This is a genomic window from Actinomyces urogenitalis (assembly GCF_002861525.1).
GTDB lineage: Bacteria > Actinomycetota > Actinomycetes > Actinomycetales > Actinomycetaceae > Actinomyces > Actinomyces urogenitalis.
In genome coordinates this window covers 149,154-164,315 of sequence record NZ_PKHA01000004.1, presented here as the reverse complement: position 1 = coordinate 164,315, position 15,162 = coordinate 149,154, and the positions used below count along the sequence as shown (strand labels likewise).

Below are 15,162 nucleotides of genomic sequence, written 5' to 3'. Positions count from 1 at the left end.
CCCAGGACTGAGAACGGGACGAGGGCGGCCTGAGGAGCGCGACGGCGCCACTCGGGCCGCCCTTCGCCGTCAACTCTGCGCAGTGCCTTCCAGGTACCGCGCCACCGCCCGCGCGAGGTTGCGCGGCCCCTCTCGCAGCGCCTGCTCGACCGCGACCTCCTCGTCCACGATCGGCACCACTCGCGCGCCCAGCTCCTCCAGCGCGCTCGCCCCCGGGCCGATCCTGCCGGCAAAGACCACGCACGGCACGCCGGCTCGGCGAGCCAGCACCGCCACGCCGGCCGGGGTCTTACCTGCGGCCGTCTGGGCGTCCACCGAGCCCTCACCCGTGAGCACGAGGTCAGCGCCCTTGACAGCCTCCTCCAGGCCGACGGCGCGAGCCACCAGCTCCGTGCCCGGCACAAGGCGCACCCCCAGAAAGGCCCGCAGCGCGAAACCCAGGCCACCCGCTGCGCCGGCCCCGGCCTCCTGAGCCACGGCCTGGTGCCCACTGACCTGCGCCAGGTGTCCCAGCAGGGCGTCCAACTGCCCCACCTGATCAGCACGCACCCCCTTCTGCGGCCCAAAGACAGCCGTGGCTCCGTGCGGACCGGTGAGCGGGTTGGTCACGTCGCAGGCCACTTCCAGATCGGTGTCCGCGAGCGCCGGGTCCAGCCCAGATACGTCGATCCTCACCACGCGTGCCAGCTGCGAGGGGCAGGCGGGAGCCACCTCACGTCCGCCGGAGTCCTCCAGCCGGGCTCCCAGCGCCGCGAGCATGCCCATGCCGCAGTCATTGGTGGCCGAGCCACCGATCCCCAGCAGCAGGTGGCGCGCGCCGCGGGACAGCGCGTGACGGATGACGAGCCCCAGCCCCGCCGTCGTGGAGGCCATGACGTCACGATCCGCCGGCGCCACGAGCTGCAGCCCGGCACAGCTGGCCACGTCCATCACCGCGCGGCCGGCATCGAGGCCGTAGCGCACCCGTATCGGGCGCCCCAGGGCATCGACCGTGTCCACCTCGACCAGCCGGGCGCCCCAGGCTGAGGCGACAGCCTCAACGAAGCCCTCTCCGCCGTCGGACATCGGGACGCTGGCGACCTCAGCCTCGGGCAGCACCGCGTGCGCTCCCCGCTCCATCGCCAGGGCCGCCTGGCGCGCGGTCATGGACTCCTTGAAGGAGTCCGGCGCTGCCACGATCCTCATACCTGCTCCTCTCGCGGGTCGCTGCCACCGAGGCTAGCCGAGGCCGGGGCACGGTGCGGCTTGGGTCACGCACCGGGCGGTGAGAGGATGGCCGGCGGTGCCGCTCCGCCGTCGGGCTACTCCTGCGGCGGGGCGCGCCGGTCACAAGACGCGCACCACCAGCAGACCCAGACGAAGGAGACCCCATGCCCGGTCAGAACCTGACCCGCGAGGAGGCGGCCAAGCGCGCCGAGCTCCTCTCAGTCGCCAGCTACGACATCGCCCTGGACCTGACCCGCGGTGAGGAGACCTTCCACTCGGCCACCACCGTGCGCTTCAGCGCGACGCCCGGGGCCACCACCTTCATCGACCTCATCGCCCCCACCGTCCACTCGATCGTGCTCAACGGCAAGGACCTGGACCCGGCCGAGGTCTACGTGGACTCGCGCATCGTCCTGGGTGACCTCAAGGCTGACAACGAGCTGACGGTCGTCGCTGACTGCGCTTACATGCACACCGGCGAGGGCCTTCACCGCTTCACCGACCCCGCTGACGGCGAGACCTACCTCTACTCCCAGTTCGAGGTGCCGGACTCGCGCCGGGTCTTCACCGTCTTCGAGCAGCCTGACCTCAAGGCCTCCTTCACCTTCACCGTCACGGCCCCGGCCGGCTGGACGGTCTTCTCCAACTCCCCCACGCCCGCACCCACCTCGGGCGCCCACGAGGGCACGCAGGTCTTCGCCTTCTCCCCCACCGAGCGCATCAGCTCCTACATCACCGCGATCGTGGCCGGCCCGTATGAGGGAGTGACCGGCTCCTACACCAGCGTTGACGGCCGCGAGATCCCGCTGGGCACCTACTGCCGCGCCTCGCTGGCGCAGTACATGGACGCCGAGGAGATCCTGGACATCACCAAGGGCGGCTTCGCCTTCTACGAGGAGCTGTTCGGCACCCCCTACGCCTTCACCAAGTACGACCAGGTTTTCGTACCTGAGTTCAACGCAGGAGCGATGGAAAACGCTGGTTGCGTGACCCACCGCGACGACTACATCTTCCGCTCACGGCCCGTCGAGGCCCGCGTCGAGCGCCGCGCCGTCACCATCCTCCACGAGCTGGCCCACATGTGGTTCGGGGACATGGTGACGATGAAGTGGTGGAACGACCTGTGGCTCAATGAGTCCTTCGCCGAGTACACCTCCACCCTGGCCACCGCGGAGACCACGCGCTTCACCGATGCCTGGACCACCTTCCAGGCGCTGGAGAAGACCTGGGCCTACAACCAGGACCAGCTCTCCTCCACCCACCCCATCGCCGCTGAGATCAAGGACCTGCACGACGTCGAGGTCAACTTCGACGGCATCACCTACGCCAAGGGCGCCTCGGTGCTCACGGCGCTGGTGGCCTACGTGGGCCGCGAGGCCTTCTTCAAGGGCATCGCCTCCTACCTGGCCGCCCACGCCTACTCCAACGCCACGCTGGCTGACCTGCTGGCCGAGCTGGAGAAGACCTCCGGGCGTGACCTGGGGGCCTGGACCAAGGTCTGGCTGCAGGAGGCCGGGGTCACCACCCTGCGCATGGAGCTGGACACCGATGCCGACGGCGTCATCACCTCCGCCGCCGTCCTCCAGGAGATCCCGCAGGGTTCTCCGGCGAGCCTGCGCCCGCACCGGGTGGCGATCGGCAGCTACAGCCTGGCCGACGGGGCGCTTGCTCGCACCGGGCGCGTGGAGCTGGACGTGGAGGGGGCTCGCACCGAGGTCTCCGAGCTGGTTGGTACCACTCGTGCCGACGTGCTCGTCCTCAACGACGACGACCTCACCTACGCCAAGGTGCGCCTGGACGAGGCCTCCCTGGAGGCCGGCCTGGCTGGTATTGCGTCCTTCACCGACTCCCTGCCCCGCTCGATCGTGCTCGCCTCGGCCTGGGACATGGTGCGCGACGCCGAGATGCCGGCCTCGCGCTACCTTGCCGCGGCGCTGAAGGCGCTTGAGGTCGAGACCCACTCCTCGGTGGTCCAGGGCCTGCTCGCGCGGATCACGACCTGTCTGTCCTTCTACCTGCCGCCAGCCTCCCGCAAGGCCGCGGCCTCCGGCGCCGCGCAGTCGCTGCTGGGGCTGGCGCGTGCTGCCGAGCCGGACGGCGACAAGCAGCTGCAGCTGGTGCGCGCCGTGGCCGCCCACGCCGTCACGCCTGAGCAGACCGCGACGGTGGCCGCGTGGCTGGACGGCTCCGAGGTCCTTGAGGGCCTGACGGTGGACCAGGACCTGCGCTGGGAGCTGCTCATCGGCCTCGTCGCGGCGGGCCAGGCCGGCGAGGCCGAGATCGCTGCCGAGGAGCAGCGTGACCGTACGACCACGGGCCGTGAGCGCGCCGCCCAGGCCCGCGCGGCCCTGCCCACGCCCGAGGCCAAGGCCGCGACCTGGCGCGAGCTCGTGGAGAGCTCCGCCATGCCCAACGAGACCCAGGTCAAGACCCTGCTGGGCTTTGCCGCCGTCGAGCGTCACCCTGAGCTGCTCGTGCCCTTCGTGAGCGAGTACGTGCGCGAGGCGGACGCCATCTGGGCCTCGCGGACCTTCCACATGGCTGAGAACCTCCTGTCGCGGCTGTGGTCGGTGGCCACCGTGGGGCTCGAGGGCGTGGACCCGGTGGGGGCGCTGGAGGCGTGGCTGGCCTCCCACGCTGACGCCCCGGACGCCTTCCGTCGCATCGTGAGCGAGAACCTGGACGACACCCGCCGCGTGGTGGCGGTCCAGGCTCGCGAGCTGCAGGGCTGATACGCACCGCGCACCATCTCAATCGTCGTTTCCTGTGCACCACCGGCCCCTCGGCGCCTCGTAGCCGACGGTCCAGCACAGGAAACCACGGTTGAGACGCCAGGAGGCCCAGCCTGAGGCGTGTATGAACGACGGCGCCGCCCGCCTTCCGTGGGGAAGGCGAGCGGCGCCGTCGTCGTGCAGGAGAGCGGCGGTGGCTCAGCGCTTGCGCGCAGCCTCGGCGTTCTTGCCGGTCGACTCAGCCGCAGCCGCCTGGGCAGCCTTGAAGGAGTCGACGTCGTCGTCCTCGCGGCCCGGGGTCTTGAAGTCGAACTTCGTGATGAGGAACCGGAAGAGGAAGTAGTAGATGACGGCGTAGACCAGGCCGATGACCACCAGCAGGAGCGGGCCACCCACGGCGCCGCCGGACAGCTCAGCCGACTTGCCAAAGTTCAGCACGTAGTCGATCGCACCGGCGGAGAAGGAGAAGCCGTCCTTGATGCCCAGGGCGTTGACCAGGGCCAACGAGGTACCCGTGAGCACGGCGTGGACCGCGTAGATCGGGAACGCCACGTAGGCGAAGGCGTACTCCAAGGGCTCGGTGATACCCGTGATGAAGGCAGTCAGGGCGACCGAGACCATGAGGGCACCGGTGGCCTTGCGCTTGGCCGGCTTGGCGGTGTGCCAGATGGCCAGGGCGGCGGCCGGCAGGGCGAACATCATGATCGGGAAGAAGCCGGTCATGAAGGAGCCGGTCCAGGCGTTGGAGCCGTTGACACCGGAGAAGAAGCAGGTGAGGTCACCGTGAGCGACTCCGCCGTCAGCCGTCTCGCACTGACCCAGCTGGAACCACGGAATGGAGTTGAGCAGGTGGTGCAGGCCGAAGGGGATGAGCAGGCGGTTGGCCGTGCCGAAGACGAAGGCCGCCAGCATGGCGCCGATGCCGCCCTCGGTGCCGGCCGTCATGAGCCAGCCACCAAGCTGCTCGTTGATGAGCCAGTTGAAGGCGGGATAGATCAGGCCCATGACCAGGGCGATGACCACGGCAGCCACCGAGGTGACGATCGGAACGAAGCGGCGCCCGCCGAAGAAGGCCAGCCAGTCAGGCAGCTTGATGCGGTAGTACTTCTGCCACAGCAGGGCGGCGGTGATACCCATGACGATACCGCCGAGGACGCCGTAGTTGATCGGCTGCTGGGTGGCCAGACCGCACACGCTCACGCCCTGGTTCCAGGGGCCCACCTGGCCGATCGAGTCAACGGCCGGATCGAAGTTGTGCAGGCAGTCCAGCTGGTCGGCCGTCGGAGCGGCCGGCTTGCCCAGGATCAGCGGGGCCAGCACCCACAGCACGCCCTGGAAGACCAGGTAACCGAACAGTCCGGCCACACCGGTCGAGCCATCAGACTTCTTGGCGAAGCCCACGGCGACGCCGACGGCGAAGATGAGCGCGAGGTTGTTGAAGACCGCGTTACCGGCCGCTGCCAGCACGTCCGCCACCGGCTGCATCCAGCTCAGGTGCTTGGCGAGCCCATCGGCTCCCAGCATGTCGGCCTGTCCCAGGCGCAGGAGGAGGCCTGCGGCAGGCAGCGTCGCGATCGGGAGCATAAGAGAGCGCCCGAGCCGCTGGGCGACGGCAAAGGCGCCGCCCGACTTCTTCTTGTCAGACACGTTGTTCTCCAGTGTTCGGGAGGGAAGCGGCAGCGGTGCCGCGTGGGTGCTGCCCAGGTGGGCAGCCATGGTCCGGCTGGGCTGCGACGCACAGGTCTGGACCAGTGGCACCAGCAAAGCCCGCCACCTCACCCATGTCAAGTACCGCGTTTTTCCGCGTCACGCCAAGGACTCGGAAAATTACCGCTCCAGAGGTTTACCTGCGCGGCATGAATCGGGGCACAATGGTCTTGTCCACCCTGTCCCTCCACGTCACGAGTCACCTATGCTGCCCCTCACGCCCCCCGGCTCCGCAAAGACGCGAGCCAAGCACGTCGTCGTGCGCGACCACCTTCTCGCCCTCATCGCCGACGGCCTGCGCCCCGGAGACGCGATCCCCTCCGAGCGCGAGCTGTGCGAGACCTTCACGGTCTCCCGCATGACCGTACGGCAGGCCGTTGACGCCCTCGTGGCCGACGGCGTCCTGGAGCGCCACCAGGGCAAGGGCACCTTCGTCGCCCCGCCCAAGATGGACCTGCAGCTGCGCCTGACCTCCTTTCGTGAGGAGATGCAGCGCCGGGGGATGGAGCCAGGCGCCGTCTTCCTCACGGCGGAGACGGTGCCCGCCCCCGCATCGGTCGCCAAGGCCCTGGAGCTGGAGCCTGGCGCGATGGTCCACCACCTGCGCCGGCTGCTGACGGCGGACGCGGCCCCGATGGCGATCGAGGAGAACTGGATCCCCGCCTCGATCCTCCCCGACCTCCTCTCCGGGCCCCTGACCTTCTCGGTCTACAACGAGCTGACCCGCGCCGGCACACCGCCCCAGTGGGGTGAGGACGTGATCGAGGGCCACACCATCACCTCAGAGGAGGCGGCCCTGCTGGGCGTGCCTGAGCGCTCCCCCGCCCTGGACATCACCCGCCGGACCTTCCACGAGCACCTGGCGGTGGACTACTCCCGGTCCCTGTACCGGGCAGACCGTTACACCCTGTGGGTGCCGGTGGCTGCCCCCGGCCCGCGGCGTCGCCGGCCCGAGGGCGCTGCAATCGCCCCACGGCCCCGCTAAGCCACGGCCCGCGCTGGTCACAGTCAGGACTGGACAACCGCGTGGCAGCCGGTACCATGACAACTGGTATGGACCACTCGTCCGGTACCGGGCGACGGCGCCCGCGCCCAACCTGTCCGTCCACCGCATCTGCCCTTAGTGGCACCAACCTCAGGAGGACCCCATGTCTCAGGCCCAGAAGATCGTTGACGCTCTCGGCGGATTCGACAACATCGTCGAGATCGAGCCCTGTATCACCCGTCTGCGCTGCGAGCTGGAGGACGGCTCGGTCATCGACGAGGCCGCTCTCAAGGAGGCCGGCGCCCACGGCGTGGTCACCATGGGCGACACCGTCCAGGTCATCGTCGGCCCCAACGCTGACACCATCGCCGAGGACATCGAGGACCTGCGATGAGCCTGTCCGTCCTGGCTCCCCTGGCCGGGAAGGTCGTCGCGGTCCAGGACGTGCCGGACCCGGTCTTCGCCGGGCAGTTCGTCGGCCCGGGACTGGCCATCGACCCCGCCCGCGAGGGTGAGGTCACGGCGGTCGCCCCCATCAGCGGCACCGTCGCCAAGGTCCACCCGCACGCCTTTATCGTCGTCAACTCTGCGGGACGCGGAGTGCTCACCCACCTCGGGCTGGACACCGTGAGCCTGGCTGGCGAGGGATTCATCCTCCACGCCACCGAGGGTGACCAGGTGGAGGCCGGAGCACCGATGGTGACCTGGAACCCCGCCGAGGTCGAGGCCAAGGGCCTCAACCCCATCGTTCCCGTCATCGCCCTGGAGGCTCAGGACAGCGCGCTGAGGCTCACAGAGGCCGGCACGCAGCTCGCTGCCGGGGACGAGGCCTTCAGCTGGGCCTGATCCCGAGCTACTCGCGCCAGGAGGCCCTCAGCCAGACCGTTTCTGGCTGAGGGCCTCCTCGCGTCGACCTGCCTGCGCCCAGGCGGGCGCAGGCAGCCGCAGGATCAGTGCCCAGGTTCAGCGCCCCAGGCTCTGGCGGACCGTCGCCAAGAGACTGGCCAGGCGCGCATTGGCAGGAAGGTCGTCCACGAGCACGACGTCGCCTGAGCCGTCGCACAAGGGCTGCTTCCAGTTGGGGTACTCCTGGTCCGTCCCGGGCTGGTTCTGGGCGCGTCGGTCCCCGACCCCGTCCACCAGCGCCACCGCGATGAGCGCCGCCGGCGTGCGCGCGACGTAGCGGTGCAGGGCCTCGACGATCTCGCGCTCGGAGGGCTGCTCCCCCAGCAGGCCGTGCTCCCGCAGGCGGGCGAGCATGCGCTCGCGCTCCAGGCGTGCCTGAGCGCGGACCTGGTCCACCGGCTCCGTCAGCAGGCCAAGGCTCTCACGCAGGGCCACGTGCTCGTCAGCCAGGTAGCCGGCCGTGGGAGGCAGGTCGTGAGTCGTCACGGTCGCCAGAGACAGGTGCCGGTAGGCCTCGGGCTGCTTGGGCCAGCCGTCGTCCTGGTTCTCAAACCAGAGCACAGCCGTGCCCAGGATCCCGCGGCTGGCCAGATAGTCACGCACCCACGGCTCCACCGTTCCCAGGTCCTCGCCAATGATGACGGCACCCGCGCGGTATGCCTCCAGCATGACGATCCCGACCATGGCCTCGTGGTCGTAGCGCACGTAGGCGCCTTGGTCAGCGCCCATCCCCTCAGGGATCCACCACAGGCGGAACAGACCGATGATGTGGTCCACGCGCAGCGCACCGGCGTGGCGCAGCACCGTGCGGGCCATGTCCCGCAACGGCTGGTAGGCGTGCTCGGCCAGGTAGACCGGGCTCCATGGCGGCTGGGACCAGTTCTGCCCCAGCTGGTTGTACATGTCCGGGGGCGCCCCCACAGCCATACCAGAGGCAAAGGCCTGAGGCGTGGTCCACACGTCCGCGCCGCGCGGGTGGACTCCCACGGCCAGGTCCTCCATGACGCCCAGCGCCATCCCCGAGGCCTTGGCCTGCGCCTGGGCCCGGCACAGCTGCTCGTCCACGATCCACTGCAGCCAGGCGAAGAAGTCGATGCGCTCGGTCAGCGTGCGCGCCTCGTTGGCCACGAAGGCGGAGTCAGCCTCACGCAGGTGCTCGGGCCACTGCCGCATCGGCCCGTACTTCTCCGTCAGCGCGCTCCACAGGGCAAAGCGCTCCAGCCCCTGCCCCTGCTCGGCGCGGAAGCGCTCGAAGTCCCGCTGGCGCGCGCGTGAGCGGCCGGCGGCGAAGATCACCTCCAGCGCCTCGCTCTTGGCCTTCCACGCGGCGTCGCGGTCGATCGGAGCGGCTGACAGGTTGGCGGGATGGACCTCCTCGGCCGCCCACTGGACCAGCGAGCGCCGTGGCCCGGAGAGCCGGGAAACCTCCAGGATGTTCTCGGGACGGATGTAGATCGGGTTGACGAAACGACGCGTGACCGGCAGGTAGGGCGAGGGCGTCATCGGCACGGTCGGCTCGGCGGCGTGCAGCGGGTTGATGAGCAGGAAGTCAGCACCCTCGTCGCCCAGGAAGCTGAGCATCTCCGTCAGGTCATCGAGGTCCCCGACGCCCCACGAACCGCGTGAACGCGTGGAGTAGAGTTGAGCCATCGCGCCCCAGCCCCGGCCTCCCAGCGCCGCGGGCAGCTCCAGGCGGTCCGGCGTGACCGCCAGCGCCGCGGTGGCGGTGCGGGCCGGTCCTGCCCAGCTCTGACCGATCTCGGCCACGAGCTCGTGCCACCCCAGCGGCAGGTCCGCAGGGACTAAGACGGTGGCCTGGCCGGTCATGACGCCGTCAACCTCGCGGGCCGGCGTCCAGTCATCGGCCTGACTGAGCTCACGCACCCCGCCGTCCTCCAGACGGACCTGGACACGTAACGGGGCGCCGTCGGGCAGGTGGACGACCACGGGGGTCTGGGCTCCGGCCCGAGCCACCACCGTGGCCGGCAGGACCTGACGCCAGGGGGCGGTCTCGGCCTCACGCAGCGAGGCCTCGATCTCCTCGTCCGTGGCTGCGGCTACCCCGAGCGCGGCGAGAACCGCCACGAGGGTCTGGCGAGACGGCGAGGCCGGGTTGCCGTGAAAGTCCCAGTGCCGGGTCGTCACCCCGTGGGCCTCGGCAAGCTGTCGGAGCCGCTCGGAGGCGGGGGCAGAAGCGGGGGAAGCGTCAGTCATGACAGGAACTGCCTTGTGCTCAGGCGCCGACGGCGCAGGTGGACCAGCGGGGTGAAGGAGCCGGAACGCCCGAGGAGCGGTTCGTCGGTGCCACGGCGCACCGTCGGGAGGGGTTCCTTGCACCTTGCTGCAAGCGTTTCACACACTCTAGCGCCGCGCCAACCCTGAAGGTGGCGCGGCGCCAAGATGATTCGAGTGTCACGGCGTCCTCCTGACTTGCAACAGCCATCGCACGCCGTGGTCAACGCATCCGGTCGGCTCAGTCGAGCGCGGCGATCTCAGCGGCAAGCTCGTCCGCCGTCGGGCCGACGACGACCTGCACCACTCGGCCCGAGCGCACCACACCGAAGGCGCCGGTCGCGCGCAGCGCCTCCTCATCAACCTTGTCCTGGTCGACGACCTCGACGCGCAGCCGCGTGATACACGGCTCCAGGTCCGTGATGTTCTCGCGTCCACCCAGTCCCTCGACGATCTGCTGAGCGCTGCTCATCCTGTTCCCCTTCCACTGCGTAGTGTCCGTTCTCACTTTATCTCAGATCTGCCTTCTCCCCATTCACCCGAGGGCGGAATGGCGCATGTAACCGCCCGTCCGGGGCACAATGAGAGTGTCCACCTCTCCGGTACCGCTGAGGAGCACCCCCTATGCCTACGCCAGACGCCACCCCCACCGCACTAACCGGAATCGGCGTAAGCCCGGGCCTGGTAGCCGGGCCCGTCGCCCACATGGCGCTCGGTATCGAGGAGCCTGCCATCGAGACCCTGGACCCCAGTCGTCCCACCGAGCACGAGTGTGACCGGGTCGCTGAGGCGGCCCAGACTGTCAAGGGCAACCTGGAGGCCTCAGCCGCCCAGGCCAAGGGCGAGGGGCGCACCCTGCTGGAGATGACGGCACAGATGGCCGCCGACCCGACGCTGACCTCCACCGCCCAGGCGATCATCCGTGAGCGTCGCCTGGTGCCTGAGCGCGCCGTGTGGGAGGCCGCGGGCACGCTCTCAGACATGCTGGAGTCCCTGGGCGGCTACATGGCTGAGCGCACGCGCGACGTCGCTGACGTGCGCGACCGCATCGTCGCGGTCCTCACCGACTCCCCCATGCCCGGCATCCCGCAGATGGCTGAGCACTTTGTCCTGGTTGCCGAGGACCTGGCTCCGGCCGACACCGCGCTGCTCGACCCCGAGAAGGTCGTGGCCTTCATTACTTCCGAGGGCGGCCCCACCTCCCACACCGCCATCCTCGCCCGCGCGCTGGGCATCCCCGCGATCGTGGGAACCGGCGCCCAGGTGACCCAGGCCCTGATCGAGGGCGAGACCATCCTGGTTGACGGCACCAAGGGCACGATCACACGCTCCCCCAGCCAGGCCGAGATCGACCACGCCCGAGAGCTGGCCAGCCGGGTGCGCGAGTTCAAGGGCGACGGCGCCACCAAGGACGGCCATGAGGTCCAGCTGCTCGCCAACGTCGGAGACGGCGCCGGCGCCCGTGCCGCTGCCGAGGCCGGTGCGATGGGCATCGGTCTGTTCCGCACCGAGTTCTGCTTCCTGGACCAGCCCGAGGAGCCCACGGTTGACGCGCAGGTCGAGGCCTACCGCAGCGTGCTGGAGGCCTTCCCTGGCAAGAAGGTCGTGGTGCGCACCCTGGACGCGGGCGCGGACAAGCCCCTGCCCTTCCTCACCGACGCCACCGAGGCCAACCCGGCACTGGGCGTGCGCGCCTACCGCACGACCCGACGCGACCCCGAGGTCCTCGACCACCAGCTGGAGGCCCTGGCCAAGGCTGAGGCCCTGACGGAGGCGAAGGTGTGGGTCATGGCTCCCATGATCTCCACCGTCGAGGAGGCCAAGGCCTTCACGGACAAGGCCCGTTCCTACGGGCTGAAGACGGCCGGCATGATGATCGAGGTCCCCTCGGCCGCCCTCATGGCGGACAAGATGTTCGAGCACGCCGACTTCGCCTCGGTGGGCACCAACGACCTCACCCAGTACGTCATGGCTGCCGACCGGCTGCTGTCCTCGCTGGCAGACCTGTCCACCGCCTGGCAGCCCGCCGTCCTGCGCCTGATCGCCACCGCCTGCCAGGGAGCCGAGCCCCACGGCCGCCCCGTGGGCGTGTGTGGTGAGGCAGCCGCGGACCCGGCGCTCGCCGTCGTCCTGGTGGGCCTGGGGGTTGCGAGCCTGTCCATGACGGCCCGCGCCCTGCCGGACGTGGACGCCGTGCTGAAGTCGGTCACCCTGGCTGAGTGCCAACGCATCGCCTCCCTCGCCGTGGCGGCTGCAACGGCCGAGCAGGCCCGTCAGGCCGTCCGTGCCGAGCTGCCGATCCTGGAGGAGCTGGGCCTGTGACGGCCGGTACGCGGCCCACGCCCCAGGCCCAGTCCGCCACGCAGCCCTACCCGGTTCCACCGGCGTCGGAGGAGCCGCTGGGCTCGGTCACCCGCGTCCTGGCGCTGAGCCCGGTCCCCCGCGGCAAGGACGCGCCCGTGACAAGGGCCGGCTCCCTCACCACGGATGAGCCCTGGGACGTCTTCTCCGGTCACAGCCTGCCCCAGCTGTCGGGGCGGGTCTATGGCGGCCAGGTGGTGGCCCAAGGGCTGCTCGCCGCGGCGGCCACCGTGGTGGAGGACGAGGACGGGCCCCGGCTACCTCACTCCGTCCACGCCTCCTTCATGCGAGGCGGCCTGCCGGACGAGGCGATCCGCTTCGAGGTGGAGCGGCTGCGCGACGGCCGTTCCTTCACCCAGCGGCGCGCCACTGCCCTCCAGCACGGCAAGGCGATCTTGTCCATGATCACCTCCTTCCAGGAGACCCAGCCCGGCGCTGAGGTCCAGCTGGACGCGCCCCAGGTCCCCGCGCCCGAGGAGCTGCGCAGCGCCCTGGAGATCTTCCGGACCATCAACCACCCGGTGGCCAAGTTCCTGGGACGCACCGCTGCCTTCGACCTGCGGCACGTGGAGGGAAACCTCTACCTGCGTCCTGCCGCCGAGCGCGTGGGGCGCCAGCACCTGTGGGCACGTGCCCGCGGCGTCGTACCCGCCCAGGCGTCCCAGACCGTGCACCGGGCACTGCTGGCCTATATGTGTGACCAGATCATGCTGGAGCCCGCACTACGCAGCCAGGGGCTGTGCTGGCAGACCCCCGGGATGAGCCTGGCCACGCTCGACCACGCCCAGTGGTTCCACCGCGACGTCGATGTCAATGACTGGCTGCTCTTCGTCCAGGACTCCCCGACCTCGCAGGGCGGGCGCGCCATGGCCAGGGCGGAGGTCTTCAACGCTGCCGGGCAGCTCGTCTCGACCATCGCCCAGGAGGGCATGATCCGCACGCCCTCGCCTGGTCAGCAGGCGCATGGCCAGGCAGGCCACGGCCGCTGGGAGATCCGCATGGACGACGGCGCTGGCCCTGAAGGCACCACCGGCGCCAGTCACTGAGCCGGCCGGCCGACGGCGAGGCCGTGCCTCACGTAGGCTAGGCGCCGGAACCGCACCCGAGGACGCCAGGCACGCTGCGCCGTCGGACTGCGCGCGAGGAGCCCCGGCGACTCGACCCTTACCACCACACGAAAGGCGTACCTCCCCCGTGGCTGAGTACATCTACCAGATGATCCGGGCCCGCAAGGCCCACGGAGACAAGGTCATCCTCGACGACGTCTCCATGTCCTTCCTGCCCGGCGCCAAGATCGGCATGGTCGGTCCCAACGGCGCCGGTAAGTCCTCCATCCTCAAGATCATGGCCGGCTTGGACCAGCCCTCCAACGGCGAGGCTCGTCTGACCCCGGGCTACACGGTCGGCATCCTCATGCAGGAGCCTCCGCTCAACGAGGACAAGACGGTGCTGGGCAACGTCGAGGAGGGCGTGGCCGAGATCAAGGGCAAGCTGGACCGCTTCAACGAGATCTCCGCCCAGATGGCCGATCCTGACGCGGACTTCGACGCTCTCATGGAGGAGATGGGCAAGCTCCAGACCGAGATCGACGCCGCGAACGCCTGGGACCTGGACTCCCAGCTCGAGCAGGCCATGGACGCCCTGCGCTGCCCGCCGCCGGACGCCGAGGTCAAGCACCTGTCCGGTGGTGAGCGCCGCCGCGTGGCCCTGTGCAAGCTGCTGCTGGAGGCACCTGACCTGCTGCTGCTGGACGAGCCCACCAACCACCTGGACGCCGAGAGCGTGCTGTGGCTGGAGCAGCACCTGTCCACCTACAAGGGTGCCGTCATCGCCGTCACCCACGACCGCTACTTCCTCGACCACGTGGCCGAGTGGATCGCGGAGGTCGACCGCGGTCACCTCTACCCCTACGAGGGCAACTACTCCACCTACCTGGAGACCAAGGAGAAGCGCCTGGAGGTCCAGGGCAAGAAGGACGCCAAGCTCGCCAAGCGACTCAAGGAGGAGCTGGAGTGGGTGCGCTCGTCCGCCAAGGGGCGCCAGGCCAAGTCCAAGGCCCGTCTGGCCCGCTATGAGGAAATGGCTGCCGAGGCCGAGCGCACGCGCAAGCTCGACTTCGAGGAGATCCAGATCCCGCCGGGTCCGCGCCTGGGCAACGTGGTCCTTGAGGCCAGCCACATCACCAAGGGCTTCGACGGGCGCACGCTCATTGATGACCTGTCCTTCACGCTGCCGCGCAACGGCATCGTGGGCATCGTCGGTCCCAACGGCGTGGGTAAGACCACCCTGTTCAAGACCATCGTGGGCCTGGAGCCGCTGGACGGCGGGGACCTCAAGATCGGTCAGACGGTCAAGCTGTCCTACGTGGACCAGAACCGCGCCGGTATTGACCCGAAGAAGACCCTGTGGGAGGTCGTCTCCGACGGCCTGGACTACATCCAGGTCGGCAACGTGGAGATGCCCTCGCGTGCCTACGTGGCCTCCTTCGGTTTCAAGGGCGCTGACCAGCAGAAGCCGGCCGGGGTGCTCTCCGGTGGTGAGCGCAACCGCCTCAACCTGGCGCTGACCCTCAAGCAGGGCGGCAACCTCATCCTCCTGGACGAGCCCACCAACGACCTGGACGTGGAGACCCTGTCCAGCCTGGAGAACGCGCTGCTGGAGTTCCCCGGCTGCGCCGTGGTCATCACCCACGACCGTTGGTTCCTCGATCGCGTGGCCACCCACATCCTGGCCTGGGAGGGGACCGAGGAGAACCCGGCCTCCTGGTACTGGTTCGAGGGCAACTTCGCCTCCTACGAGGAGAACAAGGTCGCGCGCCTGGGTGCCGACGCCGCCCGCCCGCACCGAGTCACCTACAGGAAGCTCACGCGCGATTGAGCCGAGGGATGCCGAGCTTGGCTTGCTCTAGTATCCGAGGCGATTGAGTCGCGTTGCAGGCCGCAGGCCGAGCACGCGCGACCCGGCCAAGGGATGCCGGTGATGACGACGGCGCCGCCCACCACAGTGAAGGTGGGCGGCGCCGTCGTCATCTCA

The 15,162-nt window shown here is 69.7% G+C and carries 11 protein-coding genes; 7 read left to right on the top strand and 4 right to left on the bottom strand.

What is annotated here, in order from left to right:
* Window positions 1-69: 69 nt before the first annotated feature.
* Complete coding sequence (locus CYJ26_RS05685) at window positions 70-1,185, bottom strand: glycerate kinase (RefSeq protein WP_101638099.1); 1,116 nt, start codon at window positions 1,183-1,185, stop codon at window positions 70-72.
* A gap of 185 nt (window positions 1,186-1,370) precedes the next feature.
* Here CYJ26_RS05685 and pepN point away from each other — a divergent pair, with 185 nt between their 5' ends.
* On the top strand, window positions 1,371-3,938 hold the full coding sequence (pepN, locus tag CYJ26_RS05680; RefSeq protein WP_101638098.1) for an aminopeptidase N: 2,568 nt from the start codon (window positions 1,371-1,373) through the stop codon (window positions 3,936-3,938).
* A gap of 198 nt (window positions 3,939-4,136) precedes the next feature.
* Here pepN and CYJ26_RS05675 read toward each other — a convergent pair whose 3' ends face one another.
* Window positions 4,137-5,585 (bottom strand): PTS transporter subunit EIIC, encoded by a 1,449-nt coding sequence (locus CYJ26_RS05675; protein WP_034234698.1) that lies wholly within the window; start codon window positions 5,583-5,585, stop codon window positions 4,137-4,139.
* A gap of 265 nt (window positions 5,586-5,850) precedes the next feature.
* Between CYJ26_RS05675 and CYJ26_RS05670 the strand changes: the two genes are divergently transcribed.
* The 3 genes from CYJ26_RS05670 (at window position 5,851) to CYJ26_RS05660 (ending at window position 7,476) form a co-directional block, all read left to right on the top strand.
* On the top strand, window positions 5,851-6,630 hold the full coding sequence (locus CYJ26_RS05670; RefSeq protein ID WP_006548612.1) for a GntR family transcriptional regulator: 780 nt from the start codon (window positions 5,851-5,853) through the stop codon (window positions 6,628-6,630).
* Between the two features lie 163 nt (window positions 6,631-6,793).
* Window positions 6,794-7,024, top strand: coding sequence for a PTS sugar transporter subunit IIB (locus CYJ26_RS05665; protein WP_006548611.1), 231 nt, complete (start codon window positions 6,794-6,796; stop codon window positions 7,022-7,024).
* The gene (locus CYJ26_RS05660; RefSeq protein WP_006548610.1) at window positions 7,021-7,476 is read left to right on the top strand and encodes a PTS sugar transporter subunit IIA; all 456 of its coding nucleotides are present in this window, start codon (window positions 7,021-7,023) and stop codon (window positions 7,474-7,476) included. Before CYJ26_RS05665 ends, CYJ26_RS05660 begins: the two co-directional genes overlap by 4 nt.
* Window positions 7,477-7,593: 117 nt before the next feature.
* On the opposite strand, the gene malQ is transcribed toward CYJ26_RS05660, so the two are convergent.
* Window positions 7,594-9,750: a 4-alpha-glucanotransferase gene (gene malQ, locus CYJ26_RS05655; protein WP_034234690.1), complete on the bottom strand. Its 2,157-nt coding sequence runs from the start codon at window positions 9,748-9,750 to the stop codon at window positions 7,594-7,596.
* 259 nt (window positions 9,751-10,009) lie between these two features.
* Complete coding sequence (locus tag CYJ26_RS05650) at window positions 10,010-10,240, bottom strand: PTS sugar transporter subunit IIB (RefSeq protein WP_006548608.1); 231 nt, start codon at window positions 10,238-10,240, stop codon at window positions 10,010-10,012.
* A 152-nt stretch (window positions 10,241-10,392) separates the two neighbouring features.
* Between CYJ26_RS05650 and ptsP the strand changes: the two genes are divergently transcribed.
* The 3 genes from ptsP (at window position 10,393) to ettA (ending at window position 15,006) form a co-directional block, all read left to right on the top strand.
* Entirely contained in the window at window positions 10,393-12,090 is a 1,698-nt protein-coding gene (gene ptsP / locus CYJ26_RS05645) for a phosphoenolpyruvate--protein phosphotransferase (RefSeq protein ID WP_034234692.1), read from the top strand.
* Window positions 12,087-13,175, top strand: coding sequence for an acyl-CoA thioesterase (locus CYJ26_RS05640; RefSeq protein ID WP_006548606.1), 1,089 nt, complete (start codon window positions 12,087-12,089; stop codon window positions 13,173-13,175). Before ptsP ends, CYJ26_RS05640 begins: the two co-directional genes overlap by 4 nt.
* Window positions 13,176-13,323: 148 nt before the next feature.
* A complete protein-coding gene (gene ettA, locus CYJ26_RS05635; RefSeq protein WP_006548605.1) occupies window positions 13,324-15,006 on the top strand; it encodes an energy-dependent translational throttle protein EttA in 1,683 nt (560 codons plus the stop codon).
* Window positions 15,007-15,162: the final 156 nt, after the last annotated feature.

Coding starts and splice junctions, on each gene's coding strand:
- malQ (WP_034234690.1), bottom strand. CDS start 9,750: ATGACTGACGCTTCCCCCGCTTCTGCCCCCGCCTCCGAGCGGCTCCGA.
- CYJ26_RS05670 (WP_006548612.1), top strand. CDS start 5,851: ATGCTGCCCCTCACGCCCCCCGGCTCCGCAAAGACGCGAGCCAAGCAC.
- ptsP (WP_034234692.1), top strand. CDS start 10,393: ATGCCTACGCCAGACGCCACCCCCACCGCACTAACCGGAATCGGCGTA.
- pepN (WP_101638098.1), top strand. CDS start 1,371: ATGCCCGGTCAGAACCTGACCCGCGAGGAGGCGGCCAAGCGCGCCGAG.
- CYJ26_RS05665 (WP_006548611.1), top strand. CDS start 6,794: ATGTCTCAGGCCCAGAAGATCGTTGACGCTCTCGGCGGATTCGACAAC.
- CYJ26_RS05660 (WP_006548610.1), top strand. CDS start 7,021: ATGAGCCTGTCCGTCCTGGCTCCCCTGGCCGGGAAGGTCGTCGCGGTC.
- CYJ26_RS05650 (WP_006548608.1), bottom strand. CDS start 10,240: ATGAGCAGCGCTCAGCAGATCGTCGAGGGACTGGGTGGACGCGAGAAC.
- CYJ26_RS05685 (WP_101638099.1), bottom strand. CDS start 1,185: ATGAGGATCGTGGCAGCGCCGGACTCCTTCAAGGAGTCCATGACCGCG.